The following is a 24,042-nucleotide window of genomic DNA, read 5'->3' as shown; positions in this document are numbered from 1 at the left end:
CTCAACGGCCTGGCGATTGCAGCGCGGTTTGCGCTGGCGCAAAAAGTAACAGGTCTCAGACCCCGGGCAGCACTGGCAAAGCTGTGGTCAGCTTGACACGGTCCAGCACAAAGCTGGTCTTGCAATCCTGCACGGCAGGGTGGCGCAGCAAGGTGTCCAACACAAAGCGGCTGTAGTGCGCCATGTCGGCGACGACCACGCGCAGCAGATAATCCATGTCGCCGGTCAGCGCCACGCACTCCACCACCTCGGGCCAGCTTTGCACGCTGGCGCGGAAGAGATCGAGCGGGTTGCGCTTGCTCGCCTCGGTGAACTTCTCCAGCCGCACATTGAGGTAGGCCGTCATCGACAGCCCCACCGCTTCGGGCTTGACCAGCGCCACATAGCGCTCGATGACCCCCACCTCTTCGAGGCGCTTGACCCGGCGCAGCACCGCGCTGGACGACAGGCCCACCTGCTCGCCCACGACGTCATAGGTCTCGCGGCCATTGAGCTGCAGGCGCTGCAGGATGGCACGGTCAAGCTTGTCCAGGGGGTAGGCAGTGGTGGTCATGGCAACGGTCCGGATGGTTTTGCTGCACCGCAGCAGCGCGACACAACAGGATCACGCAATTTTAATGCTTGATTTCCGGCAAGATCACATAAAACAGGCTTTACATGCGATGAGACTGGGATAAATCGCCAAAATGCTGCGCACCAAGGCCGGTACAGTGGAGCCACAGCAGCCAGCCGATGCTGGCGCCACCAGAGACGATCCACAGGAGACCCGCGATGACCGCCGCCATTCCCCACCAGACCATTGAGTTCACGACCTGGGACAACCCCATGGGCACCGACGGTTTCGAGTTCATCGAATATGCCGCACCCGATCCGGTCGCGATGGGCAAGGTCTTTACATCGATGGGCTTCAAACCCGTCGCGCGCCACCGCCACAAGAACGTGACCCTGTACCGCCAGGGCGAGATCAACTTCATCATCAACGCCGAGCCCGACAGCTTTGCCCAGCGCTTTGCCCGCCTCCACGGCCCCAGCGTCTGTGCCATCGCCTTCCGCGTGCAGGACGCCAAGGCCGCCTACGAACGCGCACTGGGCCTGGGCGCCTGGGGCTATGCCGGCCAGGCCGGCCCGGGCGAGCTGAACATCCCCGCGATCAAGGGCATTGGCGACAGCCTGATCTACCTGGTGGACCGCTGGCGCGGCAAGAACGGCGCACAAGCCGGTGACATCGGCAACATCGGCTTCTTCGATGTGGACTTCGAGCCGCTGCCCGGCGTCAGCGCCGAGGAAGCGCTGAACCCGCATGGCCATGGCCTGACCTATATCGACCACCTGACCCACAACGTGCACCGTGGCCGCATGGACGAATGGGCCGGCTTCTACGAGCGCCTGTTCAATTTCCGCGAGATCAAGTACTTCGACATTGAAGGCCAGGTCACCGGCGTCAAGAGCAAGGCCATGACCAGTCCCTGCGGCAAGATCCGCATCCCCATCAACGAAGAGGGCAAGGAAAAGGCCGGCCAGATCCAGGAATACCTGGATATGTACAACGGCGAAGGCATCCAGCACATCGCGATGGGCTCGGACAACCTCTATGAAACCGTGGACCGGTTGCGTGCCGGCGGCGTCAAGCTGCTCGACACCATCGACACCTACTACGAGCTGGTCGACAAGCGCCTGCCCGACCATGGCGAGGACGTGGCCGAGCTGAAAAAGCGCAAGATCCTGATCGATGGCACCGGCCAGAAGTTGCTGCTGCAGATCTTCAGCGAAAACCAGCTCGGCCCCATCTTCTTCGAGTTCATCCAGCGCAAGGGCGACGACGGTTTTGGCAATGGCAATTTCAAGGCGCTGTTCGAGAGCATTGAGCTCGATCAGATGCGCCGTGGGGTGCTATAGGAAAAATTGAACGGTCGCAGCATTGATATTCCTTAATTTGCCATGCGGCCTCTCTATACTGCGGAGCGATTTATCAATCTGGAAACAATTGTGAAACGCTCCGTCACCTTCGCCGCCATTCTGTCTGGTTTCATGTTGGCTGCCAGCGCGCAGAACGCCAGTCAGCCGCTGACCTTCGTGGTCCCCTACCCCGCCGGCGGCCCGCTGGACACCTCGGCCCACCTGCTGGCCCAGGGTGCTGAAAAGCAGTTGGGCGCCATCACGGTGGCCAACAAGCCGGGCGCGGGCGGCGCCACCGGCGCAGCACTGGTGGCCCATGCCAAGCCCCAGGAAAACATGGTGCTGATGGGCGCGGTGGCCACGCATGCGGTGCTGCCCTACCTGGGCACGCCCCCCCAGTACGACGCACAGAAGGACTTCAAGCCGCTGATCCTGGTAGCGCGCGTGCCCAACGTGCTGGTGATGAAAAAGAGCCGCGCCGACCAGCTGGGCATCAAGACCACCTCGGAGATGGTGGCCTACATCAAGGGCCACCCCGGCACGTTGAAGATGGGCTCGGGCGGCAACGGCAGTATCGGCCATATCTCCGGCGAGATGCTCAAGTCGCTGGCCAACCTGCAGATGCCCAGCGTGCCTTATGCCGGCGCCGCACCGGCCCAGAAGGCCTTGCTGGGTGGCGAGATCGATGTGGTGTTCGACAACCTGGCCTCGGCCCTGCCGCTGATCAAGTCCGGCGAACTGCTGGCACTGGCGGTGACGACCTCGGACCGCAATGTCGCCCTGCCCCAGGTGCCGCCGGTGAACGAAGCGGTGCCGGGCTTTGATGTGTCCACCTGGTTCGGGGTATTTGCGCCCGCCAGCCTGCCTGACCAGGAAGCACAGAAGTACGCCTACGCGTTCCAAGGTGCGCTGACCGACCCGCGCTTCAAGGCCGATTACCTGAAGATGGGCATTGGCCCGGAAGACATGCGCCTCAAGGAGCTGTCGCACTTTGTTTCGCAGGAAGGACGCAAGTTTCAGTTTCTGATCAACACGATCAAGATCAAGGCCAACTGAGCACCTGCAGCCCATCAACTGCGGGTGCCCGGCTGGTCTCTATAAAAAATGAAGGAGCACAGCATGGGACAAGCACCTGTGGTTTATGGACAATCCGACCGCCCACCCCGCGGCGACTACAGCCGCGCGCAGGAGGACTACACCTGCGCGCAAGATTACACCGCCTACACCGAGGCCGACCACGACACCTACCGGCGTCTGTATGCGCGCCAAAAGGCTTTGCTGCCGGGGCTGGCGAGCCAGGCCTTCATCGATGCGCTGCCCTCGCTGGGCGTTGAAGACCGCATTCCCCGCTTTGAAGACATCAACCAGCGCCTGCGCCAGGCGACAGGCTGGGAGATCGTGGCCGTACCGGGCCTGATCCCCGAGGTGCCATTTTTCAGCCTGCTGGCCAACCGCAAGTTTCCGGTCACCGACTGGATCCGCAAGCCCGAAGAGTTCGACTATGTGGTCGAGCCCGATATCTTCCATGACCTCTTCGGCCATGTGCCCTTGCTGTTCAACCCGGTGATTGCCGACTATGTGCAGCGCTACGGCCAGGGCGGGCTCAAGGCCGAGCGCCTGGGTGCCTGCGAAATGCTCAGCCGCCTGTACTGGTACACGATCGAGTTCGGCCTGATCCGCGAGCAAGGGGAGATCCGCGCCTATGGCGCCGGCATCCTGAGCTCATCGGGTGAGCTGCAGCATGCCGTCACCAGCCCGCTGCCCCAGCGCCTGCCGCTGTCGCTGGAGCGCACGATGCGCACCCGCTACAAGATCGACACGTACCAGCAGACCTATTTCGTCATCGACGATTTCCAGCAGCTGTTTGACATGACCGAAGGCGACTTCACCCCCGTGTATGCCGCATTGCGCGGCCTGCCGGAGCTGGCAGCAGACGCGCGCGGCTGATACCAGGCGCGCGCCGCTCAGCGGTAGCGCTTGCAGGTCTGGGACGGCAGCTCGGCAAACAGCGCCTTGTACTCCTGCGCAAAGCGGCCAAAGTGCCAAAAGCCCCAGGCCAGTGCGGCGTCGGAGACGCTGCTGCCCTGCTTGATCGCGCGGCGTGCACCATTGAGGCGCACCGCGCGCAGATAGCTTTGCGGCGAGATGCCCAGCACTTCCTGGAACGAGTACTGCAAGGCCCGGCGGCTCACCGCCAGCGCCTGGCACAGGTCTTCCACCGTCAATGAGCCATCGGCACCGGTCGCTACCACCCGCTCCCGCGCCAGGCTGACGATATGCGCACGCCGCTGGTACGACAGCTGTTCATCGGCCTCGCTGCCCACCCCATCGCGCAGCACGGCGGCAATGGCGGCCAGCACATCGCCGGCCATCTCGTCGAGCTGCTGGGGCGGCAAGGCCCCGGGCGCCGTCTGCGCCAGGCACTGCTGCATGTCGGACAGCAGAATCGGCAGGCGCCAGCGCTCATGGGCCGACACCGGCCGCAGATGCGGCTGCGCCAGCTGGGCCTGCAGCTGCTCGCGCTCGCTGGCGGTCAGGTAGGGCTCCAGGCTTCCCTGCTCCACGACAAAATCAATGATCTCCAGGCCACCCGGCGAGACAAACTCGAAGGGGCCATCGCCCGAAAACACAATCGCATGCCCTTCGCTGCAGGAGCGGTTGCAGAACATGGTGTTGCCCGGAATGCTGCTGGGCAGCCCGATGGCCAGTTGCCCGGCACGCAATGCCCCGGTCTGGTGCAGTGCCTGGCTGGAGAACTCGCGCCAGGCCTGGATGGGCCCCAGATGCAGGCTGGTCACCCGGCCCTCGAAGCTGCCCGCTGACAGCTGCTCATAGCGCTGGTTCCAGCCCTGCAGCAGGGCCGCCTGCTCGTCGACATCACAGGTCTGCGCCACCTGCGCCGCTGGCGCGCCTGCAGCGGCGCTGTGCTCCGCCCGGCGGCTGCTCAGCGTGGGCGATGGACAAGGGGCGCTCAAGGACATGGAGGCGCTGTGGCGTGGCGAGGCATACCGGCATGGTCATGCAAAAAGCGGACCAAGGTCAACCCAGCCTTCCCCTGATCCAGATTTGCCGAAATCGGATAGAGCGCAGCCCGCATTCTTGCCACCATGGGAAGCACCACAGTTCACGAGGTAGGCCATGGCCGATAACGCACCCCCTGCAGGCGCCAGCGCCGCGCACCCGAGCAACTATTTCGAGCAGCGCCAGCTGCGGCGCGGCGCCGCCGGCTGGCTGCTGCTGGTCGGCCTGGGCGTGGCCTATGTCATCTCGGGCGACTATGCCGGCTGGAACTTCGGCCTCAAGACCGGCGGCTGGGGTGGCCTGCTGGTGGCCTCGGCGCTGATGGCCACGATGTACACCTGCATGTGCTTTGCACTCGCCGAGCTGGCCACCATCGCACCCACGGCCGGTGGCGGCTACGGCTTTGCGCGGCGCGCCTTTGGGCCCTGGGGCGGTTTTCTCTGCGGCGTAGCAATCCTGATGGAGTACGCGATTGCACCGGCGGCCATCGCCACGTTTATCGGCGCCTACTGCCAGTCGCTGTTCGGCATCGATGGCTGGATGGTCTACCTGGGCTTCTATGCCGTCTTTCTGGGCATCCACATTTATGGCGCCGGCGAGGCCCTGCGCCTGATCTTTGCCGTTACCGCGCTGGCGGTGGTTGCGCTGGTGGTCTTCATCGCCGCGATGGTGCCGCATTTCCAGGTCAGCAACCTGTTCGACATCGCCCCCACCGACGCCTGGGGCGCGAGCGAGTTCCTGCCGTTTGGCTACCTGGGCATCTGGGCCTGCATTCCCTACGGCATCTGGTTCTTTCTGGCGGTGGAGGGCGTGCCGCTGGCCGCCGAAGAAGCGCAGGACCCGCGCCGCGATCTGCCCAGAGGCCTGATCGGTGCCATCGCCGTGCTGGTGCTGTTCTGCGGCCTGATCCTGGTGCTGGCACCGGGCGGCGCCGGTGCAGCGGCCTTGATGAACTCGGGCAACCCGCTGGTCGAGGCGCTCGAATCGAGCAAGGTGCTGGGTGGCCCCAGCTGGATCAGCCGCTTCGTCAACTTTGTCGGCCTGGCCGGGCTGATTGCCAGCTTCTTCTCGATCATCTACGGCTACTCGCGCCTGGTGTTTGCGATGTCCCGCGCCGGCTACCTGCCCCGGGGTTTGTCGTTGACCACCCAGCGCAAGACCCCTTACCTCGCGCTGCTGGTGCCCGGCGCCATCGGCTTTGCGCTGTCGCTGACCGGCCAGGGCGATCTGCTGATCCTCGTTGCGGTGTTTGGTGCCACGATCTCCTACGTGATGATGATGGCCGCGCACATCTGGCTGCGCATCAAGGAGCCCAACCTGCCCCGCGCCTACCGGACTCCGGGGGGCGTGTTCACCTCGGGCATCGCGCTGGTGCTGGCCTGCATCGCCGTGGTGGCCGGTTTTCTGGTCGATCCCCGGGTTCTCATTGGCGCCGTCATCGTATACGCTGTCTTCGTCGCCTACTTTGCGCTGTACAGCCGCCACCACCTGGTGGCCGACGCCCCCGGCGAGACAACCCCTTGAGGAAGCGCTGCAACCATGCCCCATTCCCATACCGTTGGCGCCGAACGCCATGTGTTTGCATCGCTGCGCGAGCTGATGGCCAAGGCCACACCGGCCCGCTCGGGCGACAACCTGGCGGGGGTCGCGGCCCGGCATGACACCGAGCGCGTCGCCGCGCAGATGGCGCTGGCCGATCTGCCGCTGGCCCACTTCCTGCAAGAGGCACTCGTGCCCTATGAGAGCGACGAAGTCACCCGCCTCATCATCGACACCCATGACCGCGCCGCCTTTGCCCCGGTGGCGCACCTGACGGTGGGCGGCTTTCGCGACTGGCTGCTGTCCGATGCCGCCAACGAGGCGAGCTTGAGCGCACTGGCACCGGGCCTGACCCCGGAGATGGTGGCCGCCACCTCCAAGCTCTGCCGCAACCAGGACCTGGTCCTGATCGCGCAGAAATGCCGCGTTGTCACCCGCTTTCGCAATACCATCGGCCTGCCCGGCCGCATGTCCACCCGCCTGCAGCCCAACCACCCCACCGATGACCCCTCTGGCATTGCCGCCAGCCTGCTCGACGGCCTGATGTATGGCAATGGCGATGCCGTCATCGGGATCAACCCGGCCAGCGACAGCATCGCCGCCGTCAGCACCTTGCTCTTCATGCTCGACGAGGTCATCCAGCAGTACCAGATTCCCACGCAGTCCTGCGTGCTCACCCATGTGACCACCAGCATCGAGGCCATCGGCCGGGGCGTGCCGGTGGACCTGGTGTTCCAGTCCATCGCAGGTACGCAGGATGCCAACCGCAGCTTTGGCATTGACCTGGCCTTGCTGCAAGAAGGCTATGACGCGGCGCAGAGCCTCGCGCGCGGCACGGTCGGCAACAACGCCATGTACTTTGAAACCGGCCAGGGCAGCGCGCTGTCGGCCGGCGCCAACCATGGGCTGGACCAGCAGACCTGCGAGGCGCGTGCCTATGCGGTGGCGCGCAAGTTCCAGCCGCTGCTGGTCAACACCGTGGTCGGCTTTATCGGCCCCGAGTACCTCTACGACGGCAAGCAGATCATCCGCGCCGGGCTGGAGGACCATTTCTGCGGCAAGCTGCTGGGCCTGCCGATGGGCTGCGACATCTGCTACACCAACCATGCCCAGGCCGACCAGAACGACATGGACGTGCTGCTGACCTTGTTCGGCGTGGCCGGCATCAACTTCATCATGGGCATTCCGGGCTCGGACGACATCATGCTGAACTACCAGACCACGTCCTTCCACGACGCGCTCTACCTGCGCAAGACCCTGGGCCTGCGGCCCACGCCGGAGTTCGAAGCCTGGTTGCAGACCATGGGCATTGCCCAGTCCGGGGGCCCAGGCCTGCGCCTGGCCGATGGCCTGCCCGCCCCCTTCTCGCAAGCGCTGGCCCAGCTCAACTGACCTCTGCCCATGTCCCCACGCCCCTCCGCCCCCGCAGCGCTGCCCGCCGCCGCCGAGCCCGCGAGCGCGACCGTCACCCCCAACCCCTGGGAGCGCCTGCGCCAGTTCACCAGCGCCCGCATTGCGCTGGGCCGCGCCGGCACCAGCCTGCCTACGCGCGCGCATCTGGACTTTGCGCTGGCCCATGCCCAGGCGCGCATGGCCGTGCATACCGAAGTGGATATGGAACAGCTGGCTGAGCAACTGCAGACACTGGCACCGCCGGGCCAGCCGGTCCTGCGCCTGCACAGCGCCGCGCAGGACCGCCCCACCTACCTGCAGCGGCCGGATCTGGGCCGGCGCCTGGACACGGCGTCGCGCAGCCTGCTCCAGGGCCTGCCGGGCGCCCCGGCCGATGTGGTGTTCGTCGTCGCCGATGGCCTGTCATCGCTGGCGATCGAGCGCAATGCGCGGCCCTTTCTGCGCCAGATGCTGCCGGCACTGGCCGAGCACTGGCGCATCGGCCCGATCAGCGTGGTGCGCAATGCCCGGGTGGCGTTGGGCGATGAGATAGCGGCGGCGCTGGGCGCCTCGCTGGTGGTGGTGCTGATCGGCGAGCGCCCGGGCCTGAGCTCTCCCGACAGCATGGGCCTGTACATGACCTGGCAGCCCCGCCCGGGCATGACCGACGAGTCGCGCAACTGCATCTCCAATGTGCGCGAACAGGGGCTGAGCTATGCGCAGGCGGTGCACAAGCTGCACTACCTGATGCAGCAGGCGCGCCAGCGCCAGCTCTCGGGCGTGCAGCTCAAGGACGAGTCCGATACGCTGGCCGCGCCCGAGCAGGCTGGCCAGCCCTTTATGCTGGCCCCCACTGCTGCGCAGCGGCCCCGTTGACGCCTGGGTGCCAGCCGGCCATGCGCCGCCGGTGCTTGTCTGCTAGGCTGGGGGGTCAGACCATGTTCACCCCCGCCGCCAGACCCACCATGCCCGCCTCCGCCCTGTCGCTGCCCGCCGGTCTCCAGTTCCTTGAGCGTGGTTGGCTGTCCGCCAACAATGCCGTGTTTGTGCGCGGCGTCACGGCGGTGGTCGACACCGGCTACTGCAGCCATGCCGAGCAGACCGTGAGCCTGGTCGAGGCCAGCCTGCAGGGCGCGCCGCTGCAGCGCATCGTCAACACCCATTTGCACAGCGACCACTGCGGCGGCAATGCCGCCTTGCAGCAGCGCTGGCCCCAGGCCCGCACCGGCATTGCACCCGGCCATGCGCAGGCCGTCGCCGATTGGGACGAGCACCAGCTGAGCTACCGCCCCACCGGCCAGGACTGCCCGCGTTTCCGGATGGACGAGGTGCTGCAGCCCGGCACCGATACCCCGCTGGGCGAGCAGCACTGGCAAATCCATGCCGCGCCCGGCCATGATCCGCATTCGGTGATTTTGTTCGAGCCCGCCTCGCGCACCCTGATCTCGGCCGACGCGCTCTGGGAGAACGGCTTTGGCGTGGTCTTTCCGGAGATCGAGGGCACCGCAGCTTTTGACGAGGTGGCTGCCACCTTGGATGTGATCGAGCGCCTGCAGCCGCGCCTGGTGCTGCCCGGCCATGGCAGTGCGTTCAGCGATGTGGCCACCGCATTGCAGACCGCGCGCCAGCGGCTGGAGCGCTTTGTGCAAAGCCCCGAGCGCCATGCGCTCTATGCCGCCAAGGTGCTGCTCAAGTACAAGCTGCTGGAATGGCAGCAGCTGCCTTTGGTACAAGTGCAGGCCTGGCTGGCCGCTACGCCCTATTACGGCCTGCTGCACCAGCGCTACTTTGCCGACCAGGACCTGGCGCAGTGGCATGCATCGCTGGTGGCCGACCTGGAGCGCTCAGGCGCTGCGCGGCGCGAAGGCATGCTGCTGGTCAACCAGTAAGCCTCTTCGCTCTCAGGGCAGCTCTTTGGACAGGTCCGGCTCGCCCTCGGGCTTGGGGCCCACCGAGCCCAGGCGCGCACGCAGCGACTGGGGCTGGCCGGTCAGAATGGCCGCGTAGCTGGTGGTGTTGGAGAGCACCTTTTTCACATAGTCGCGCGTCTCGGCAAAGGGCACGTTCTCGGCCCAGATGGCACCGTCCAGCACCGGGCCGTTGCGCCAGTTGCGCGGCCGGCCGGGGCCGGCGTTGTAGCCAGCGGCAGCCAGCGCCATCGAGCCGTCGAAATCGTCCAGCGCCAGCTTCAGGTAGGCGGTGCCCAACGTGATATTGGTGTCGCGGTCATTGATGCTGGCCGGCGTGAAGTCGGTCATGCCGATCTTGCGGGCGGTCCAGCGGGCGGTGGCCGGCATGATCTGCATCAGGCCCGAGGCACCGACGCCCGAGCGCGCATCCATGATGAAACGGCTTTCCTGGCGGATCAGGCCGTAGACATAGGCGGGATCCAGCCCGATCTCACGCGAGCGGCTGACCACGGCTTCCTTGAACGGCATCGGGTAGCGCTGGCCCACATCGACCACCGTCTTGGTGCGCTCGCTGGTGTTGATGCAGCGGTCCCAGATCTGGCGCTGGCAGGCCAGCTCGGCAGCGGCCAGCAACTGGGCATCGTCCATGCCGCCGCGCTGGTGCAGATTGGTCATGTAGTTCCACTCGCGCACGCCTTCGCTGCGCAGCCCCAGCTGGATCGCATAGAGCGCACGTGCCAGGCCCGCATTGCTGCGCACCGACTCACGCGCCTGCGCATCGATAGGCACCGGCTGCGCCGGGATGACGATGGGCTGGCCCAGCTCCTCCTGCGCCAGCTGCTCGTAGAAGCCTTGCGTCCCGGCAATCTTTTGCAGCAGTTGGCGCGACTGCTGGGTCTGCGCCTCGCTGATGCGCCCGGCCTGCAAGGCCTTAGCCTGCCAGTACATCCAGGTCGGGTCTTCGCGCTCTTCGGCGCTCATCGCCTCGATGCTCTTGCGCACCTGCTGCCACTGGCCGGCCCGCAGCGCGGCGCGGGTCTTCCAGGCCAGCAGGTCGTCGCTCAGGTGGGCATCCTTGCCGACCTTCGCGAAGCTGGTCATCGCATCGGGCGACAGCCGCGTCGCCTGGGTCTTGCCGATCACCCCCCAGACCCAGTCACGGCGCGGCTGCGTCAGCAGCTCGTTCCAGCGGGCCTCCATCAAGGTCGCTGCGCCATCAGGGTTGTCCGCGGCCAGCTTGATCAGCGCCAACGTGGCCAGCTCCTGCTGCTCCTTCGAAGACGTCTTGGCCTGGGCCGTCAGGAATTTGCTGGGCGATTGCAGCATCGTGGCAAACGCGGGCAGTTGCATGGGGGCGACCACTTCCACCGCAGCGCGGGCGGCGCGGGGGCGGCCCGCCTCCATCGTCTGGCGCGCCCTGCGCCAGATGTCATCGGCCTGCAGGCCGCCGGCAGAAAACAGCTCGGACGCCGCCAGGTTGCAGCCATCCTCCGAATCGCGCTGCGCATACCAATTGCTCTTGACCGTGTTGGCCAGCGCCTCGCGCTCGCCGCCCTTGGCCAGATCGATCACTGCCGCATAGCAGCGCAGTTCGCGGTCGTCGCCCATGCGGAACGCCGGGTACATCGCATCAAAATTGCTCCAGTCGCGGCGCTGGCCCAACAGGCGCAGCCAGTCGTTGCGCAGCCGGTCTTCCTGGTAGGTGCCGGCCCAGCGGGTCAGAAAGGCCTGCACTTCGTCCTGCGTGGCCTCGTTCAGGCGGGCACGCAGCTCCCAGTAGGCGGCCCAGGGCTCCAGCACATGGCCGCGCGCATTGGGCAGCAGCTGGGTGAGCTTGTTCTTCTCGCGTTTGCGGAAGGCCTGCTGCATGTCAACGATCACATCGTCGTTGACCATGCCGCTGCTGACCGACGGACTTGACTGCAGTTGCACAGGCGTTTGCACCGAGGTCTGCGCGGCCGTCGCGCCCTGCAAAATCGTCTGCGCAGCCAGCGGCCAGGCGCTGCAGGCCAGCAAGGCCGCCATCAAGGGGGTGAAAACATTCCGACGCATAGCCGCTCCAGGTTGCAAGACGGCGGCGCTATCCAGCGGCGCCCAGGTGAACCCTAAAATCATACACACCGCCACCGCCGCCGGCAGCCACAAGGTCGGCAATCCGAGGCATCCGCTTACATGCCCTTACCGAATCCACCCCAAGCGGTCCCCACGATACCTGGTTTTCACGGTAACCCATTTGCCGGGAGCAGCAGTTTTGGGTGTCAGAATGGCTGACCCAGCGTGTTTCTGTAGGGATATTTGCAATGGATAAAAAAGCCGTGCGCCAAGCGCTCATCGAACAGCGTCTGCATATGCCCGATCGTCTGGAGCGCGCCGAACAGCTCCAGCAAGTGCTGCGTTTTTGGCTGATGGAACGCCAGGATGCCGTCATCGGCGCCTACTGGCCGATCAAAGGCGAGTTTGATCCGCTGCCAGCGCTGCACCGCTGGAAGGAAGACGGTGCGCTGATGGACGAGCCCAAGCTGCGCCGCATCGCCCTGCCCGTCGTCAACAAGCAGCACAAGACCTTGAGCTTCCATGCTTGGTACCCCGGCTGCCCGATGGAGATGGACGCCTACGACATCCCCAAGCCGCAAAATACCGAACTGGTGGTGCCGACCCTGCTGTTTGTGCCCTGCGTGGGCTATGGCCCGGGTGGCTACCGCCTGGGTTACGGCGGCGGTTTTTATGACCGCACGCTGGCCGCGCTGGAGCCACGCCCCTTCACCGTCGGCCTGGGCTTTACCAACGGCTTTGTCGACGACTTCGAGCCCGAAGCCCATGACCTGCCGCTGGATGCCATCCTCAATGACAACGGCGTGGTGTGGCCGCTGGGCGCGTCCTAGGAACTGCTACGCTCCTTGGGGTCCTGTGCCTGCGGTGTCAAACCTGGCACCCTCTGCACATCCCCTGCCGGGGTCTGAGCGCGGTAGCGGATGCTCTGCACTCGTTCCATGGGGCGGGAGTTCTGCACAGGGCCCCGGACGTTTTCATCCATTAATCAATTGAGATCATGCTGCAGCTTTATATCGGCAACAAAAATTACTCCTCCTGGTCCATGCGCGCCTGGGTGCTGCTGCGCCAGGCAGGCATCCCGTTCGAGGAAAAGCTGATCCGCTTTGACGGCTTTGACAGCCAGTCCGAGTTCAAGCGCACGATGACGGCCATCAGCCCCACCGGTACGGTGCCGCTGCTGCGCGATGGCGACATCAGCGTCTGGGACAGCCTGGCGATTGCCGAGTACGCGGCCGAGCAGTTCCCGGACAAGCAGCTCTGGCCCCAGGACAAGGCTGCCCGCGCCAGCGCCCGCAGCATCTGCGCAGAGATGCACGGGGGCTTCACCGCACTGCGCAGCGCTTGCCCGATGAACATCGAAGCCGATCTGGCCGAGGTCGGCCGGATCGTCTGGCGCGACAACGCCGCCGTGCGCAAGAACGTCGAGCGCCTGTGCAGCATGTGGAGCCACCTGCTGGCCCAGCATGGCGGGCCCATGCTGTTTGACCAATTCAGCATCGCCGATGCCTACTACGCGCCGGTGTGCTCGCGCCTCAAGACCTACCAGTTGCCGGTCCCCGGCGAGATTGCCGCCTATATCGAGCGCGTGCACCAATTGCCCGGCGTCAAGGCCTGGATCGATGCGGCGCTGGCCGAGCAGGATTTTGTCGCGGTGGACGAGCCCTACCGCGCCGAGCGCTGAGGGCCGCCAGCCTCTCCGTGGTGTCACAAAGCCTGCGGCCGGTACACCCGCGCATTCAGCGGGGCATTGACGCTGATGAGGTACGCAAAACGCTCGTCCTCTGGCAGCAAACGCTGGACCGCTTCAAACAGCTCGGCATGCGCCAGGTTCTGGCGCAGCAGCGCTTGCACCTGGGGCACATCGGCCGTCCACGCACTGCGGCGCAATGCGCGTTCTGCGACCTCGTCTGCACGCAGGTGCGCATAGACATAGACCAGACCATGGGCCATCGCCTGCCACTGCGCGGCCGATACCTGCCCGCTGCGCAGCACATGGTCTTGCAGCGCCTCTTCGGTGGCTGATTGCTGGCTCTCCCGTTGTGCATCGTAGACGGCCTGCCATTGTTGCTCGGTCAAGGTCGGCACGGTACTGCCCACGGCAGCGGCATCCTGCAACGCCATGCGCTTCCAGGCCTCCAGGCCGGGCATGGGTTGCGCCAGTTGAAAATCCATCATCTCCGCATACATGCGGGCATTGAGCTGGCGCAGATTTTTGGGGGTGGCAGCGACCACCGCAGAGGGCGAAGGCTGGGCCTCCAGCCACTGCGTCAGCTCCTGCATGGCCGTATCGCGCGGAAACTGGCGGTACTGGACATGGCGGGGATAGTGGTCGGCCTGGAACACCGGGTTGGTGCCCGCCCCCAGCGCGGCGCCCTCCCCATAAAACCGGATCACATCGGCAGAGAAATAGCGGTCCGCCAGCTCCAGCACCAAGGCCAGACTGCCGTTTTGCGCATGCGTGCCCGCCCAGATCTTGACACCAGGCATTTCATCCACCGTGTAGCGCCCGGCCGATGCATAACCGAGGGCCTTGCATTCCTCTATCACCTTGCGCACCTGCGGGTCGCTGAACTGCAGCTTGTCCAACTGCATCGTGATGCGCGCCACCACACCTTGCGGGGCGCTGCCCAGCGCCTGGGCGTGCCTGAGCATGCGCGAAAAATACCAGCGCATGCCGAACTTGAGCAGCACCCACAGACCGGCAAACGTCAATGCCATGGTCACCAGCACCACGCCAATGGTTGTCCACATAACCCCCCCTCCCTCTTTGTCATATGTTGGATCGGCCTCTGAGGCCAGCCCGGCAGCATAGCGAGGAAGTGCTGCTAATGCAAAGAGCTTATATGGTGGGTGAATACATCATGGCTCAAGCAGCGTCTGCAAGCCCCTCGGCCCCTGCGGCGGGATCGGCGACAACGGCGCGCAGCGAACCGCGCAGCGCAGCGCATGGCGCTGAGCGCCCTGCAGACTTTGAACGGGTTCCTAGACCGAAGTGCTGGAGTGACGGGGCTGGCGGGCCTGGTCCAGGCTGGCCTGCAAGGCCGCGATCAGCTGCTGGGCCACCAGCTTGACCACCGGGCCCGGCGGCCGGGTGGCGTCCACTGCCACGCTGATGTCCTGCGGCTCGGCGCCCTGGTCGCGAATGGGGATGAACACCAGCGCACCGGCCGCCAGTTCGGGCGCCACATCCAGCTCCGAGGTAAAGATCAGGCGCTGCCCGCCCAGCGCCAGCTGTTTGACCAGTTGCAGCGAATTGCTTTCGACAAAGCCCCGCGCATCCTTGAACAGCCAGCTGAACTGCGCCTCCAGCAGGCGACGGATGGTGATGGCGCGGCTTTGCAGCGCGATCGGGTAGGCGGTGGCCTCCTGAAAACTGACCGTCTTGCGCCCGGCCAGCGCATGGCCCGGAGCCACGACACAGCCCAGCGGCAGCTGGGCTTTCCACAGCACCAGCAGCTCACGGCGTGGCGCCAGGTTGAAGATGGCGGCCAGGTCGGCCTTGCCGGTCATCAACGCGGTCTCGGCGTCGTCGGGGGTGCTCAGCTCGACGGACAGGCTGACCAGCGGGTGCTCGGCATTGAGCGCCTCGACCAGCGCTGGCAACACGCCGGTGGCATGGCTGTCCATCGCCACCAGCGACACATGGCCCTGGTGGATGCCCTGAATGCGCCGCACCTCGGCCACCATGCGGGTCTCATCCTGGCGCCAGCGGCGGGCCATCGTGATCAGCGCATCACCGGAGGCCGTCAGCCGCATGCCGCGCGGCATGCGCTCGAACAGCGGAACGCCCAGCTCCTCCTCCAGCGCCAGAATCTGGCGGTTGATGGCGGAGGCAGCCACATGCAACTCGCGGGCAGCCTTCTGGATCGAGCCCGAGCGGGCCACCTGGTCCGCATAGCGCAGCGCGGTAGGTACAAGCGAATGGCGCATAAGGGGTCTCTCCGGAATGCCGCGATTGTACTAATTTTGCGCATGCATCATTGCCAAACCTATGATGGACGGCAATGCTCTGCAGCCCTAGCATGGCCTGCATGACACCTGCTGAACGCCTTGACTACCTCAACCATTGCAGCCCCGACGACTTCTGCGCAGCGATGGCCGACATCTGGGAGCATGCGCCCTGGGTGGCAGCGCAGACCGTGGCGCTGCGCCCCTTTGCCAGCGCCGATGCCTTGCACAGCGCCATGCTGGCCGTGGTCGCCGGTCTGGATGAACCGGCGCGCATCCGCTTTTATGCGGGCCACCCGGAGCTGGGCGGCGAGCTGGCCCGAACAGGGGCGATGAATGCCGCATCCACCGACGAGCAGGCCAGCCTGGGCCTGGGTCAGCTGCAGGCCGCCGAGGCCCAGCGTTGGGATGGTCTGAACCGCGCCTACCGTGAGCGCTTTGGCTTTCCCTTCATTCTCTGCATCCGCCAGCACAGCCTGGCATCGGCCTTGCTTGTGTTCGAGCAGCGCCTGGGGCACACCCGGCAGAGGGAGCTGCAACTGGCGCTGAACGAGATTGCGGCCATCAGCCGCCTGCGGCTCGCGCGTTACCTGCAGGAAGCCGATCCCGCCCCGGTCTGCACGCATTGACTTTTCAGGAGTGTTCACCATGCATCGTCGTCTCCACCTTATCAGCCTGGCCGCATCGCTGGGTCTGCTGGCCTTCAGCACGCAGGCGCAGACTGCCAGCTATCCGAACCACCCCGTCAAAGTGGTGGTCGCCCTGCCCGCAGGCGGCGGTGTGGACATGATCGCGCGCCTGGTGGGCCAGCAGCTGCAGGCCGGCACCGGCCAGCCTTTCATCGTCGACAACCGCGCGGGCGCCTCAGGCCGCATCGGCCTGCCGGCCGTTGCCAAGGCCAGCCCCGATGGCTACACCCTGATGGCCTCGCCGGCGTCCTTTCTGACCACCAACAAAAGCATCTTCAAGGACCTGCCCTACGACCCGCAGGCCGACTTTGCGCCTATCACCAAACTGGCGAACCAGGCCATGGTGCTGGTGGTCAGGGACCGCAAGAAATTCCCCAACGCCGCTGCCGTGCTGGCCGCTGCCAAGGCCCAGCCCACCGTCGTGACCTATGCCAGCTCGGGCGAAGGCAGCCCCCAGCATCTGGCGGCGCTGATGTTCGAGACCCGGGGACAGCTGCAGATGACGCATGTGCCGTACAAGGGCGGCGCCCTCGCCATCAACGACATGCTCGGCGGCAATGTGGACCTGCTGTTTGCGCCGTTGCCCGAAGCCCTGCCCCACCTCAAATCGGGCAAGCTCACGGCGCTGGCGCTGATGAGCGACAAGCGCTCGCCGTTGATTGCCGAGGTGCCAACGATGGCGGAGGCCGGCATTCCCGACATGGTGATGCAGACCTGGATCGGCCTGCTGGCCCCGGCGCGCACGCCGCGCCCGATTGTCGATGCGCTCAACCGCCAGGTGCAGGCCATCTTGCTGCGCGAAGACATCAAGCAGCAACTGCAGGACGTGGGCATGGAAGTGGCGCCCACGACGCCGGAGCAGTTCCAGCAAACCATTGCGCAGGAGATCAGCCTGCATGCACAGCTGGTCAAGGCCGCTGGCTTGGTGCCGCAATAACGCAAAAAGACCAGGGGACTGGCCCCTGATCCTGGTCTCTTGCTTCATCGCGGCCCGTGTTCAATCGCCAACGGACGCTCAGATTCCCTTGGATGAGGGGTTGGCAAAGGCATCACGCGTTTCGGCATTCAGCGGGTAGTTGATGTTGATGCCCTTGGGTGCAATCGGCGACATGAACCAGCGGTTGTAGAGCTTTTCCATCTCGCCCGATTGCATCAGGCCGGTGACGGTCTCGTCCACCAGCTGCTTGAAGGCCGGGTCGTCATTGCGCAGCATCAGGGCCTGGTTCTCGGTGCGCAGGCTCTCGCCAACGATCTCGTAGTTCTGCGGATCGCGCGCATTGGCGATCTGGCCGGCCAGCAGGATATCGTCCAGCACAAAGGCGGCAGCCTTGTCGCCCTGCACCAGCAGGAAGGACTCGGTATGGTCCTTGCCCGGCACATTGGTGATGTCGAGCTTGCTGGCACGGTCGGCCTGGCGCAGCAGGCGGAACGACGTGGTGCCGGTGGTGGTGGCCACCGACTTGCCCTGCAGATCGGCAATGCTCTGGATGCCCGAACTCTTCTTGACCAGCATGCGCACGTTGTAGCGGAAGATGTCCGGCGAGAAGGCCACCTGCTTTTGGCGCTCCACCAGGTTGGTGGTCGAGCCGCATTCCAGATCCACCGTGCCGTTTTGCACCAGCGGAATGCGGTTGGCCGACGTGACGGCCTGGTAGTTCACCTTCAGCGCCGGCAGCTGGAGCTTGGTTTTGACCGCCTCCAGGATGTGTGCGCAGATGTCCATGCTGTAGCCGATGGGCTTGAGGTTGGCGTCCAGGTAGGAGAAGCCGAACGAGGCCTCGCGGTAGCCCAGCGTGATGGCGCCCGAGCTTTTGATCTTGTCCAGCGTGCTGCTGCTTTGCGCCATCGCCGCCACGGACGCACACGCCAGCGCCGCCAGTGCCAGCGCGCGCTTCACACCCATTTTTCCTTGCATAACCATCATCCTCCTGGCACCCCATTGGTACCGGCCAGTGCCTTGCGGCGTTTCAGAACTTTTGCTCCTTTTTTATTTTTTTTGGATCATATGTTCCATATCGCACAATAGCTACCCGTGATTTCCCTAAATCTGAAGAAAGACCCGCCGCCATGGGCGTAATCGACCAACTGCGAGACCGCTTTGCCTCCCTGAGCCCTTCGCTGCAGCAAGTGGCGCGCTATGTGCTCGACCACCCCAACGATGTGGTGACCCAATCGATGCGCACCGTCGGCCAGCATGCGCAGGTGCCGCCCACCACCTTGGTGCGCTTCGCCCAGACCTGCGGCTTTGAGGGCTGGAACCCGTTCAAGCAGGCGCTGACCGCTGACATGGGCCTGGCCAGCGAGGCGGGCAACCAGTATGGTGAGCGGGCCCGCAGCCTGATGGGCCGCGCGCGCGACAAGCAGCTCACCGCCGAGATGTTTGCGATGCAGCGCAGCAACCTCGACCTGACCGAGCAGCACAGCGCAGCGCGCCTGGTGACCGCCGCCAAGCTGCTGGAAAAGGCCGGCCAGGTGCATGTGATGGGCATGCGCGCCTGCTTTCCGGTAGCCTTTTCGCTGGTCTATGTCTACCGCCTGTTTCGCCGCTCGGTGCATCTGCTCGAAGGCATGGGCGGCGTGCGCGAGATGCAGTTGCGCGCGATCGACCAGGGCGATGTGCTGGTCGCCATCAGCTTTGCGCCTTACTCGCAGGAGACCGTGCATGCGGTGGAACTGGCCCGTGCGCGAGGCTGCAAGGTGCTGGCCTTGACCGACAGCCTGGCCTCGCCGCTGTCCCTGGCGGCCGATGAAACCCTGCTGTTTGCCGTCAACAGCCCCTCCTTCTTTCCCTCCGTCACCGCTGCCCAGGCGCTGTCCGAATCGCTGCTGGAGGTGCTGGTCAGCCGCGCCGGGCCGCAGGCGGTGGCCCGCATCGAGTCGGCCGAGGGCGAGCTGCACGACAGCGGCGTCTATGTGCAGCCGGTACGCAAGTAAACTTGTGCGATGAAAACATATATGGTCGGCGGCGCAGTGCGGGACCGCCTCTTGGGACTGCCGGTGAATGACCACGACTGGGTGGTCGTGGGCTCCACGCCCGAGGCCATGCTGGCCCAGGGCTTTGTGCCGGTCGGCAAGGATTTCCCGGTCTTTCTGCATCCCCGCACGCATGAGGAATATGCGCTGGCCCGCACCGAGCGCAAGTCCGGCCGGGGCTACCGGGGCTTCAGCATCGCCACCTCGCCCGATGTGACCCTGGAGCAGGACCTGGCCCGGCGCGACCTGACGATCAATGCGATGGCCGCCCCCGTCGGCTGGAATGGCAGCGACCCGGTGACCGACCCCTATGGCGGCCAGGCCGATCTGCAGGCCCGGGTGCTGCGCCATGTGACCGAGGCCTTCCGCGAAGACCCGGTGCGCATACTGCGCCTAGCGCGCTTTGCCGCGCGCTTCCATGATTTCACCGTCGCCCCGGAAACCGTCGCGCTGATGCGCCAGATGGTGGCCGACGGCGAGGTCGATGCGCTGGTGCCCGAGCGCGTCTGGCAGGAGCTGGCACGCGGCCTGATGGAAGCCCGGCCCTCCCGCATGTTCGAGGTGCTGCGCGATTGCGGCGCCCTCGCCCGCCTGCTGCCCGAGCTGGACCGCCTTTGGGGCGTGCCCCAGCGCGCCGACTACCACCCCGAGGTGGATACCGGCATCCACGTGATGATGGTGCTGGACCGCGCCGCCCAGCTGGATGCACCACTGCCCGTGCGCTGGGCCTGCCTGGCGCATGATCTGGGCAAGGGCACGACGCCAGCCGATGTGCTGCCCCGCCATATCGGCCATGAGGAGCGCAGCGTCGACCTGGCCCGCCAGGTACAACAGCGCCTGCGCGTGCCCAGTGACTGCGCCGAGCTGGCGCTGGTGGTCGCCGCCGAGCACGGCAATATCCACCGCAGCCCGGGCATTGCAGCCGCTGCCGTCGTGCGCCTGCTCGAGCGCTGCGACGCGTTCCGCAAACCCGATCGCTTTGCGCAGGCGCTGCTGGCCTGCCAGTGCGATGCGCAGGGGCGGCTGGGGCTGGAAGACAAGCCCTACCCGCAACGCGCACAGCTGCTGCGCCTGCTGGCCGCCGCGCAAGCCGTCAGCACCAAGGAAGTGGCAGAACGCGCCGCCCGCACCGGCCGCCAAGGCGCCGAGATTGGCGCGATGGTGCATGAGGCGCGCTGCCAGGCAGTGGCACAGGCCTTGGCCGTGGAGGCCTGATGGCATTTGGCGACAGATGGGTACCTGCGCTGTATGTGCGCATTGCCCCTGATGCGGTAGAGATCCGCAGCAGCAACAGCGCTCTGGTATGGAGCGATGAGGCCATCATTGCGTTGGTTGCAAGCCCCAAAACCCAGATCCTGGCCCTGGGAGCGACAGCAAGATTGGCCGTGACACAAACTGCAGGTGCGTTTTTGTGCGAACCTTTTGTTCACCCACGCTGCCTGATCAGCGATTACTTGGTGGCTGAAGTGTTTCTGAAATATGCCATACGGTCCTACCGCAAGCGTACACAGCGCTGGTTCAGCCCTTCAGCACACTTGCTATTGCACCCTTGCCCTTCGCCTGCCCAGGCGGTTGGGCGTATGACCCAGGTCGAGCAACGCGCCTGGCGCGAGCTCGGTGAGCATTGTGGCGCCCGCAAGGTGGATCTGATTGACCCCCTGGCAGGCGAGGAAGATATTCAAAAACTGCTGCGAGATTGGCCCGCCCTCGGCTAATTCCTCAAGCCGGCGGTGCCGGCACCGAATGCAGCAGCACCGGCACATCGCCATCGCCATTGACGCTTTCCAGCTGCACGCCGAAGCCCCACAACCGCGCCGCGTGCTTCATCACTTCCTGCACATCGTCGGCCAGCGGCCGGCCCTGGTACTGGGTGTGGCGCAGGGTCAGGCAGCGGTCGCCGCGCAGGTTCACGTTCCAGACCTGGATATTGGGCTCGCGTGCGCCCAGGTCGTACTGCTGTGACAAGGTCTGGCGCAGGTTGCGGTAGCCATCCTCGTTGTGGATCGCGCTGACCAGCAGCTCGCGTTCGCTGGCATCGTCATGGATGGAGAACAGGCGCATGTCGCGCATCAGCTTGGGGCTCAGGTACTGGCCCACGAAGCTCTCGTCCTTGTAGTTCTGCATGGCATGGTGCAGCGCCGGCAGCCAGGGCGTGCCGGCCAGATCGGGGAACCAGCGCCGGTCTTCGTCGGTCGGGTGCTCGCAGATGCGCTGGATGTCGCGGTACATCGCAAAGCCCAGTGCATAGGGGTTGATGCCGCTGTAGGCACGGTGGCCGGCAGGCGGCTGGTAGATCACATTGGTGTGCGACGACAGCCATTCGATCATCACGCCATCGGTGAGCCAGCCCTCGTCGTACAAGGTGTTGAGCAAGGTGTAGTGCCAGAAGGTGGCCCAGCCCTCGTTCATCACCTGGGTCTGGCGCTGGGGGTAGAAGTACTGGGCAATCTTGCGCACGATGCGCACCACCTCGCGCTGCCAGGGCTCCAGCAGCGGGGCATTCTTTTCTATGAAGTACAGCAGGTTTTCTTCCGGCTCCTTCGGAAAGCGCTCATGGTGCTGCACCGGGCTGTTCTTGTCGGGGCGCGCAGGCAAGGTGCGCCACAGCTCGTTGACCTGCTGCTGGGCATAGGCCTCGCGCTGCTCACGCTCGGCACGTTCGCGCGCCAGGGTTTTCTTGGACGGGCGGCGGTAGCGGTCCACCCCCAGGTTGGCCAGCGCGTGGCAGGAATCGAGCCACTGCTCCACCGTATCCAAGCCGTGCTTTTCCTCGCACTGGGCGATGAAGTCGCGGGCATACACCAGGTAGTCGATGATGCTGCCCGCATCGGTCCACATGCCGAACAGGTAATTGCCTTTGAAAAAGCTGTTGTGCCCATAGGCCGCATGGGCAATCACCAGCGCCTGCATCGCGGTGGTGTTCTCCTCCATCAGGTAGCTGATGCAGGGGTTGGCGTTGATGACGATCTCGTAGGCCAGGCCCATATGGCCGCGGCGGTAGCGGCGCTCGGTGGCCAGAAACTCCTTGCCATAGCTCCAGTGCCGGTACCCCACCGGCATGCCAACGCTGGCATAGGCGTCCATCATCTGCTCGGCCGAGATCACCTCAAGCTGGTTGGGGTAGGTGTCCAGCCCGTAGCGCTCGGCGGTCTGCGCAATGGCAGCGTGGTAGCGCTCGATCAGCTCGAAGGTCCAGTCGCTGGGGTCGGGGAGCGGCTGCCGGGGCCGCTGGCCCGCAGGCCGGGGCGTGGCGGGCACATCGCGCTGCGAGCGGTCAGCGGACAATGGCACTTTCCAATGCGGGGAGCCCTTGCGCCGTGCAAGCACGGGGTATTGCGACGGATTCATACCGTGACCCCTTCCTTCTTGAACAGGTCACGGAACACCGGGTAGATATCGCCGGGCTCCGCCACCTTGCGCATCGCGAAATGCGGGAACAGCGGCAACAACTGGCTGTATTCCTGCCACAGGCTTTGCTCGTCGGGGGCCACCTGCACATAGGCAAAGTAGCGCGCCAGCGGCAGGATCTTGTCGGCCAGCAGGTTGCGGCAGTTGCCGCCATCGTCGCCAAAGTTGTCGCCGTCGCTGGCCTGGGCCACGTAGATGTTCCAGTCCGCCACCGGGTAGCGTGCGCGGATGACCTGGTCGAGCAGCACCAGCGCGCTGCTGACCACGGTGCCGCCGCTTTCGGTGGAATGGAAGAACTCGTCCTCGCCCACCTCGGCCGCCTGGGTGTGGTGGCGGATGAAGACGATCTCGATCTTCTCGTAGTGGCGGGTGAGAAACAGGTACAGCAGGATGAAGAAGCGCTTGGCCAGGTCCTTGCGGGACTGGTCCATCGAGCCCGACACGTCCATCACGCAGAACATCACCGCCTGGCTGCTCGGCTCGGGCACCTTGGTGCGGCTACGAAAGCGCAGGTCCAGGGGGTCGAGAAAGGCCACCTTGCCCATGCGCGCCTGCAACCCGGCAATGCGCTGCTGCAGCTCGGCCACCACTTCGCTCGTGCCATCGTCCTGCGCCAGCAGGTCTGCCAACGTATCCTGCAGGGCCTTGAGTTCACGGTTGGGCGCCTTGGTCAGCGCAATGCGCCGGCCCAGCGCGCCGCGCATCGTGCGCAGCACGGCCAGGTTGTGCGGGGTGCCGTCATGGCTGTAGCCGGCGCGGCGCGTCTTGTATTGCAAGGTACTGGCAATGTGGGTGCGCAGCAGGCGCGGCAGCGCCAGGTCTTCAAAGAACAGTTCCATGAACTCTTCCTTGGTCAACGTGAAGGTGAAGTCGTCTTCGCCCTCTCCCCCATCGCTGGCCTGCGAGCCACCACCACCGCCGGCCCCGCCCTGGGGCCGGGCGATGCGGTCGCCCCGCACATGCTCGGTATTGCCCGGATGCACGGTGTCGCGCACACCGCCAGGGCCGTGGTGGAACACCGGCTCCTGGATGTCCTTGCGCGGGATCGTGATAGTCTCGGCCTGCTCGATGTGGCGGATGTCGCGGTTGGCAACGGCGCGGCGTACCGCCTCGGAAATCTGCGCCTTGTAGCGGCGCACGAAGCGCTCGCGATTGCCCACCGACTTGTTCTTGCCGGAGAGCCTGCGGTCGATGATTTGCAATGCCATCTGTGC

At 65.3% G+C, this 24,042-nt stretch carries 22 protein-coding genes; 14 read left to right on the top strand and 8 right to left on the bottom strand.

Features of this window, described 5'->3' with window-relative positions:
• Positions 1 to 55 precede the first annotated feature (55 nt).
• On the bottom strand, positions 56 to 553 hold the full coding sequence (locus ACHWUQ_RS03295) for an Lrp/AsnC family transcriptional regulator (RefSeq protein WP_239809580.1): 498 nt from the start codon (positions 551 to 553) through the stop codon (positions 56 to 58).
• Between the two features lie 218 nt (positions 554 to 771).
• Here ACHWUQ_RS03295 and hppD point away from each other — a divergent pair, with 218 nt between their 5' ends.
• From hppD to phhA, 3 genes are all read left to right on the top strand, one after another.
• Positions 772 to 1,896: a 4-hydroxyphenylpyruvate dioxygenase gene (gene hppD / locus ACHWUQ_RS03290; RefSeq protein ID WP_239809581.1), complete on the top strand. Its 1,125-nt coding sequence runs from the start codon at positions 772 to 774 to the stop codon at positions 1,894 to 1,896.
• A gap of 90 nt (positions 1,897 to 1,986) precedes the next feature.
• Positions 1,987 to 2,952: a Bug family tripartite tricarboxylate transporter substrate binding protein gene (locus tag ACHWUQ_RS03285; RefSeq protein WP_394680339.1), complete on the top strand. Its 966-nt coding sequence runs from the start codon at positions 1,987 to 1,989 to the stop codon at positions 2,950 to 2,952.
• Between the two features lie 63 nt (positions 2,953 to 3,015).
• Entirely contained in the window at positions 3,016 to 3,843 is an 828-nt protein-coding gene (gene phhA, locus ACHWUQ_RS03280; protein WP_313336140.1) for a phenylalanine 4-monooxygenase, read from the top strand.
• A 17-nt stretch (positions 3,844 to 3,860) separates the two neighbouring features.
• Here phhA and ACHWUQ_RS03275 read toward each other — a convergent pair whose 3' ends face one another.
• A complete protein-coding gene (locus tag ACHWUQ_RS03275; protein ID WP_239809583.1) occupies positions 3,861 to 4,877 on the bottom strand; it encodes a helix-turn-helix domain-containing protein in 1,017 nt (338 codons plus the stop codon).
• A 157-nt stretch (positions 4,878 to 5,034) separates the two neighbouring features.
• Between ACHWUQ_RS03275 and eat the strand changes: the two genes are divergently transcribed.
• The 4 genes from eat to ACHWUQ_RS03255 all read left to right on the top strand — a co-directional run bounded on the left by eat (position 5,035) and on the right by ACHWUQ_RS03255 (position 9,737).
• The gene (gene eat, locus ACHWUQ_RS03270) at positions 5,035 to 6,441 is read left to right on the top strand and encodes an ethanolamine permease (RefSeq protein ID WP_312411246.1); all 1,407 of its coding nucleotides are present in this window, start codon (positions 5,035 to 5,037) and stop codon (positions 6,439 to 6,441) included.
• Between the two features lie 15 nt (positions 6,442 to 6,456).
• Complete coding sequence (locus tag ACHWUQ_RS03265) at positions 6,457 to 7,848, top strand: ethanolamine ammonia-lyase subunit EutB (RefSeq protein WP_394680338.1); 1,392 nt, start codon at positions 6,457 to 6,459, stop codon at positions 7,846 to 7,848.
• A gap of 9 nt (positions 7,849 to 7,857) precedes the next feature.
• Positions 7,858 to 8,724, top strand: a complete 867-nt coding sequence (gene eutC, locus ACHWUQ_RS03260; protein ID WP_394680337.1) for an ethanolamine ammonia-lyase subunit EutC — start codon at positions 7,858 to 7,860, stop codon at positions 8,722 to 8,724.
• Positions 8,725 to 8,813: 89 nt separating this feature from the next.
• Positions 8,814 to 9,737, top strand: a complete 924-nt coding sequence (locus ACHWUQ_RS03255) for an MBL fold metallo-hydrolase (RefSeq protein WP_394680336.1) — start codon at positions 8,814 to 8,816, stop codon at positions 9,735 to 9,737.
• A 12-nt stretch (positions 9,738 to 9,749) separates the two neighbouring features.
• On the opposite strand, the gene ACHWUQ_RS03250 is transcribed toward ACHWUQ_RS03255, so the two are convergent.
• Positions 9,750 to 11,654, bottom strand: coding sequence for a transglycosylase SLT domain-containing protein (locus tag ACHWUQ_RS03250; protein WP_394680364.1), 1,905 nt, complete (start codon positions 11,652 to 11,654; stop codon positions 9,750 to 9,752).
• A gap of 404 nt (positions 11,655 to 12,058) precedes the next feature.
• On the opposite strand from ACHWUQ_RS03250, the gene ACHWUQ_RS03245 reads away from it, so the two are divergent.
• Together ACHWUQ_RS03245 and ACHWUQ_RS03240 are read left to right on the top strand one after the other, a co-directional pair.
• On the top strand, positions 12,059 to 12,640 hold the full coding sequence (locus ACHWUQ_RS03245; RefSeq protein WP_239809588.1) for a 5-formyltetrahydrofolate cyclo-ligase: 582 nt from the start codon (positions 12,059 to 12,061) through the stop codon (positions 12,638 to 12,640).
• A 167-nt stretch (positions 12,641 to 12,807) separates the two neighbouring features.
• Positions 12,808 to 13,491 carry a glutathione S-transferase family protein gene (locus ACHWUQ_RS03240; RefSeq protein ID WP_312411260.1) on the top strand — a complete coding sequence of 228 codons (684 nt, stop codon included), beginning with the start codon at positions 12,808 to 12,810 and terminating at the stop codon, positions 13,489 to 13,491.
• A 23-nt stretch (positions 13,492 to 13,514) separates the two neighbouring features.
• Here the strand turns inward: ACHWUQ_RS03240 and ACHWUQ_RS03235 are convergent, their stop codons facing one another.
• Positions 13,515 to 14,561, bottom strand: coding sequence for a hypothetical protein (locus ACHWUQ_RS03235; protein ID WP_373449804.1), 1,047 nt, complete (start codon positions 14,559 to 14,561; stop codon positions 13,515 to 13,517).
• 231 nt (positions 14,562 to 14,792) lie between these two features.
• Complete coding sequence (locus ACHWUQ_RS03230; RefSeq protein ID WP_369459644.1) at positions 14,793 to 15,740, bottom strand: LysR family transcriptional regulator; 948 nt, start codon at positions 15,738 to 15,740, stop codon at positions 14,793 to 14,795.
• Between the two features lie 101 nt (positions 15,741 to 15,841).
• On the opposite strand from ACHWUQ_RS03230, the gene uraD reads away from it, so the two are divergent.
• Both uraD and ACHWUQ_RS03220 read left to right on the top strand, forming a co-directional pair.
• The gene (uraD, locus tag ACHWUQ_RS03225; protein ID WP_312530309.1) at positions 15,842 to 16,387 is read left to right on the top strand and encodes a 2-oxo-4-hydroxy-4-carboxy-5-ureidoimidazoline decarboxylase; all 546 of its coding nucleotides are present in this window, start codon (positions 15,842 to 15,844) and stop codon (positions 16,385 to 16,387) included.
• A gap of 19 nt (positions 16,388 to 16,406) precedes the next feature.
• Positions 16,407 to 17,384 (top strand): Bug family tripartite tricarboxylate transporter substrate binding protein, encoded by a 978-nt coding sequence (locus tag ACHWUQ_RS03220; RefSeq protein ID WP_394680335.1) that lies wholly within the window; start codon positions 16,407 to 16,409, stop codon positions 17,382 to 17,384.
• A gap of 78 nt (positions 17,385 to 17,462) precedes the next feature.
• On the opposite strand, the gene ACHWUQ_RS03215 is transcribed toward ACHWUQ_RS03220, so the two are convergent.
• On the bottom strand, positions 17,463 to 18,362 hold the full coding sequence (locus ACHWUQ_RS03215; RefSeq protein WP_394680334.1) for an amino acid ABC transporter substrate-binding protein: 900 nt from the start codon (positions 18,360 to 18,362) through the stop codon (positions 17,463 to 17,465).
• A gap of 152 nt (positions 18,363 to 18,514) precedes the next feature.
• On the opposite strand from ACHWUQ_RS03215, the gene ACHWUQ_RS03210 reads away from it, so the two are divergent.
• From ACHWUQ_RS03210 to ACHWUQ_RS03200, 3 genes are read left to right on the top strand one after another with little or no spacing between them, the layout of a single operon-like run.
• A complete protein-coding gene (locus ACHWUQ_RS03210) occupies positions 18,515 to 19,381 on the top strand; it encodes a MurR/RpiR family transcriptional regulator (protein ID WP_239809595.1) in 867 nt (288 codons plus the stop codon).
• A gap of 9 nt (positions 19,382 to 19,390) precedes the next feature.
• Positions 19,391 to 20,635 carry a multifunctional CCA addition/repair protein gene (locus tag ACHWUQ_RS03205; RefSeq protein WP_394680333.1) on the top strand — a complete coding sequence of 415 codons (1,245 nt, stop codon included), beginning with the start codon at positions 19,391 to 19,393 and terminating at the stop codon, positions 20,633 to 20,635.
• Positions 20,635 to 21,135: a rod shape-determining protein gene (locus ACHWUQ_RS03200; RefSeq protein WP_394680332.1), complete on the top strand. Its 501-nt coding sequence runs from the start codon at positions 20,635 to 20,637 to the stop codon at positions 21,133 to 21,135. The genes ACHWUQ_RS03205 and ACHWUQ_RS03200 overlap by 1 nt, the downstream gene beginning before the upstream one ends.
• Positions 21,136 to 21,139: 4 nt before the next feature.
• On the opposite strand, the gene ACHWUQ_RS03195 is transcribed toward ACHWUQ_RS03200, so the two are convergent.
• On the bottom strand, positions 21,140 to 22,768 hold the full coding sequence (locus tag ACHWUQ_RS03195) for a SpoVR family protein (RefSeq protein ID WP_394680331.1): 1,629 nt from the start codon (positions 22,766 to 22,768) through the stop codon (positions 21,140 to 21,142).
• Positions 22,765 to 24,036, bottom strand: coding sequence for a YeaH/YhbH family protein (locus ACHWUQ_RS03190; RefSeq protein WP_312411282.1), 1,272 nt, complete (start codon positions 24,034 to 24,036; stop codon positions 22,765 to 22,767). Before ACHWUQ_RS03190 ends, ACHWUQ_RS03195 begins: the two co-directional genes overlap by 4 nt.
• Between the last annotated feature and the right edge of the window lie 6 nt (positions 24,037 to 24,042).

Origin of the sequence: uncultured Comamonas sp. (assembly GCF_964277875.1) — a bacterium.
Taxonomy (GTDB): Bacteria; Pseudomonadota; Gammaproteobacteria; order Burkholderiales; family Burkholderiaceae_C; genus Comamonas; species Comamonas sediminis.
The sequence above is the reverse complement of the archived record's forward strand: the minus strand, read 5'-3'. Positions and strand labels throughout refer to the sequence as shown.

Coding starts and splice junctions, on each gene's coding strand:
- ACHWUQ_RS03230 (WP_369459644.1), bottom strand. CDS start 15,740: ATGCGCCATTCGCTTGTACCTACCGCGCTGCGCTATGCGGACCAGGTG.
- uraD (WP_312530309.1), top strand. CDS start 15,842: ATGACACCTGCTGAACGCCTTGACTACCTCAACCATTGCAGCCCCGAC.
- ACHWUQ_RS03275 (WP_239809583.1), bottom strand. CDS start 4,877: ATGTCCTTGAGCGCCCCTTGTCCATCGCCCACGCTGAGCAGCCGCCGG.
- phhA (WP_313336140.1), top strand. CDS start 3,016: ATGGGACAAGCACCTGTGGTTTATGGACAATCCGACCGCCCACCCCGC.
- ACHWUQ_RS03235 (WP_373449804.1), bottom strand. CDS start 14,561: ATGTGGACAACCATTGGCGTGGTGCTGGTGACCATGGCATTGACGTTT.
- hppD (WP_239809581.1), top strand. CDS start 772: ATGACCGCCGCCATTCCCCACCAGACCATTGAGTTCACGACCTGGGAC.
- ACHWUQ_RS03200 (WP_394680332.1), top strand. CDS start 20,635: ATGGCATTTGGCGACAGATGGGTACCTGCGCTGTATGTGCGCATTGCC.
- ACHWUQ_RS03220 (WP_394680335.1), top strand. CDS start 16,407: ATGCATCGTCGTCTCCACCTTATCAGCCTGGCCGCATCGCTGGGTCTG.
- eutC (WP_394680337.1), top strand. CDS start 7,858: ATGTCCCCACGCCCCTCCGCCCCCGCAGCGCTGCCCGCCGCCGCCGAG.
- ACHWUQ_RS03245 (WP_239809588.1), top strand. CDS start 12,059: ATGGATAAAAAAGCCGTGCGCCAAGCGCTCATCGAACAGCGTCTGCAT.
- eat (WP_312411246.1), top strand. CDS start 5,035: ATGGCCGATAACGCACCCCCTGCAGGCGCCAGCGCCGCGCACCCGAGC.
- ACHWUQ_RS03250 (WP_394680364.1), bottom strand. CDS start 11,654: ATGGTCAACGACGATGTGATCGTTGACATGCAGCAGGCCTTCCGCAAA.
- ACHWUQ_RS03205 (WP_394680333.1), top strand. CDS start 19,391: ATGAAAACATATATGGTCGGCGGCGCAGTGCGGGACCGCCTCTTGGGA.
- ACHWUQ_RS03265 (WP_394680338.1), top strand. CDS start 6,457: ATGCCCCATTCCCATACCGTTGGCGCCGAACGCCATGTGTTTGCATCG.
- ACHWUQ_RS03195 (WP_394680331.1), bottom strand. CDS start 22,768: ATGAATCCGTCGCAATACCCCGTGCTTGCACGGCGCAAGGGCTCCCCG.
- ACHWUQ_RS03255 (WP_394680336.1), top strand. CDS start 8,814: ATGCCCGCCTCCGCCCTGTCGCTGCCCGCCGGTCTCCAGTTCCTTGAG.
- ACHWUQ_RS03190 (WP_312411282.1), bottom strand. CDS start 24,036: ATGGCATTGCAAATCATCGACCGCAGGCTCTCCGGCAAGAACAAGTCG.
- ACHWUQ_RS03215 (WP_394680334.1), bottom strand. CDS start 18,362: ATGCAAGGAAAAATGGGTGTGAAGCGCGCGCTGGCACTGGCGGCGCTG.
- ACHWUQ_RS03240 (WP_312411260.1), top strand. CDS start 12,808: ATGCTGCAGCTTTATATCGGCAACAAAAATTACTCCTCCTGGTCCATG.
- ACHWUQ_RS03295 (WP_239809580.1), bottom strand. CDS start 553: ATGACCACCACTGCCTACCCCCTGGACAAGCTTGACCGTGCCATCCTG.
- ACHWUQ_RS03210 (WP_239809595.1), top strand. CDS start 18,515: ATGGGCGTAATCGACCAACTGCGAGACCGCTTTGCCTCCCTGAGCCCT.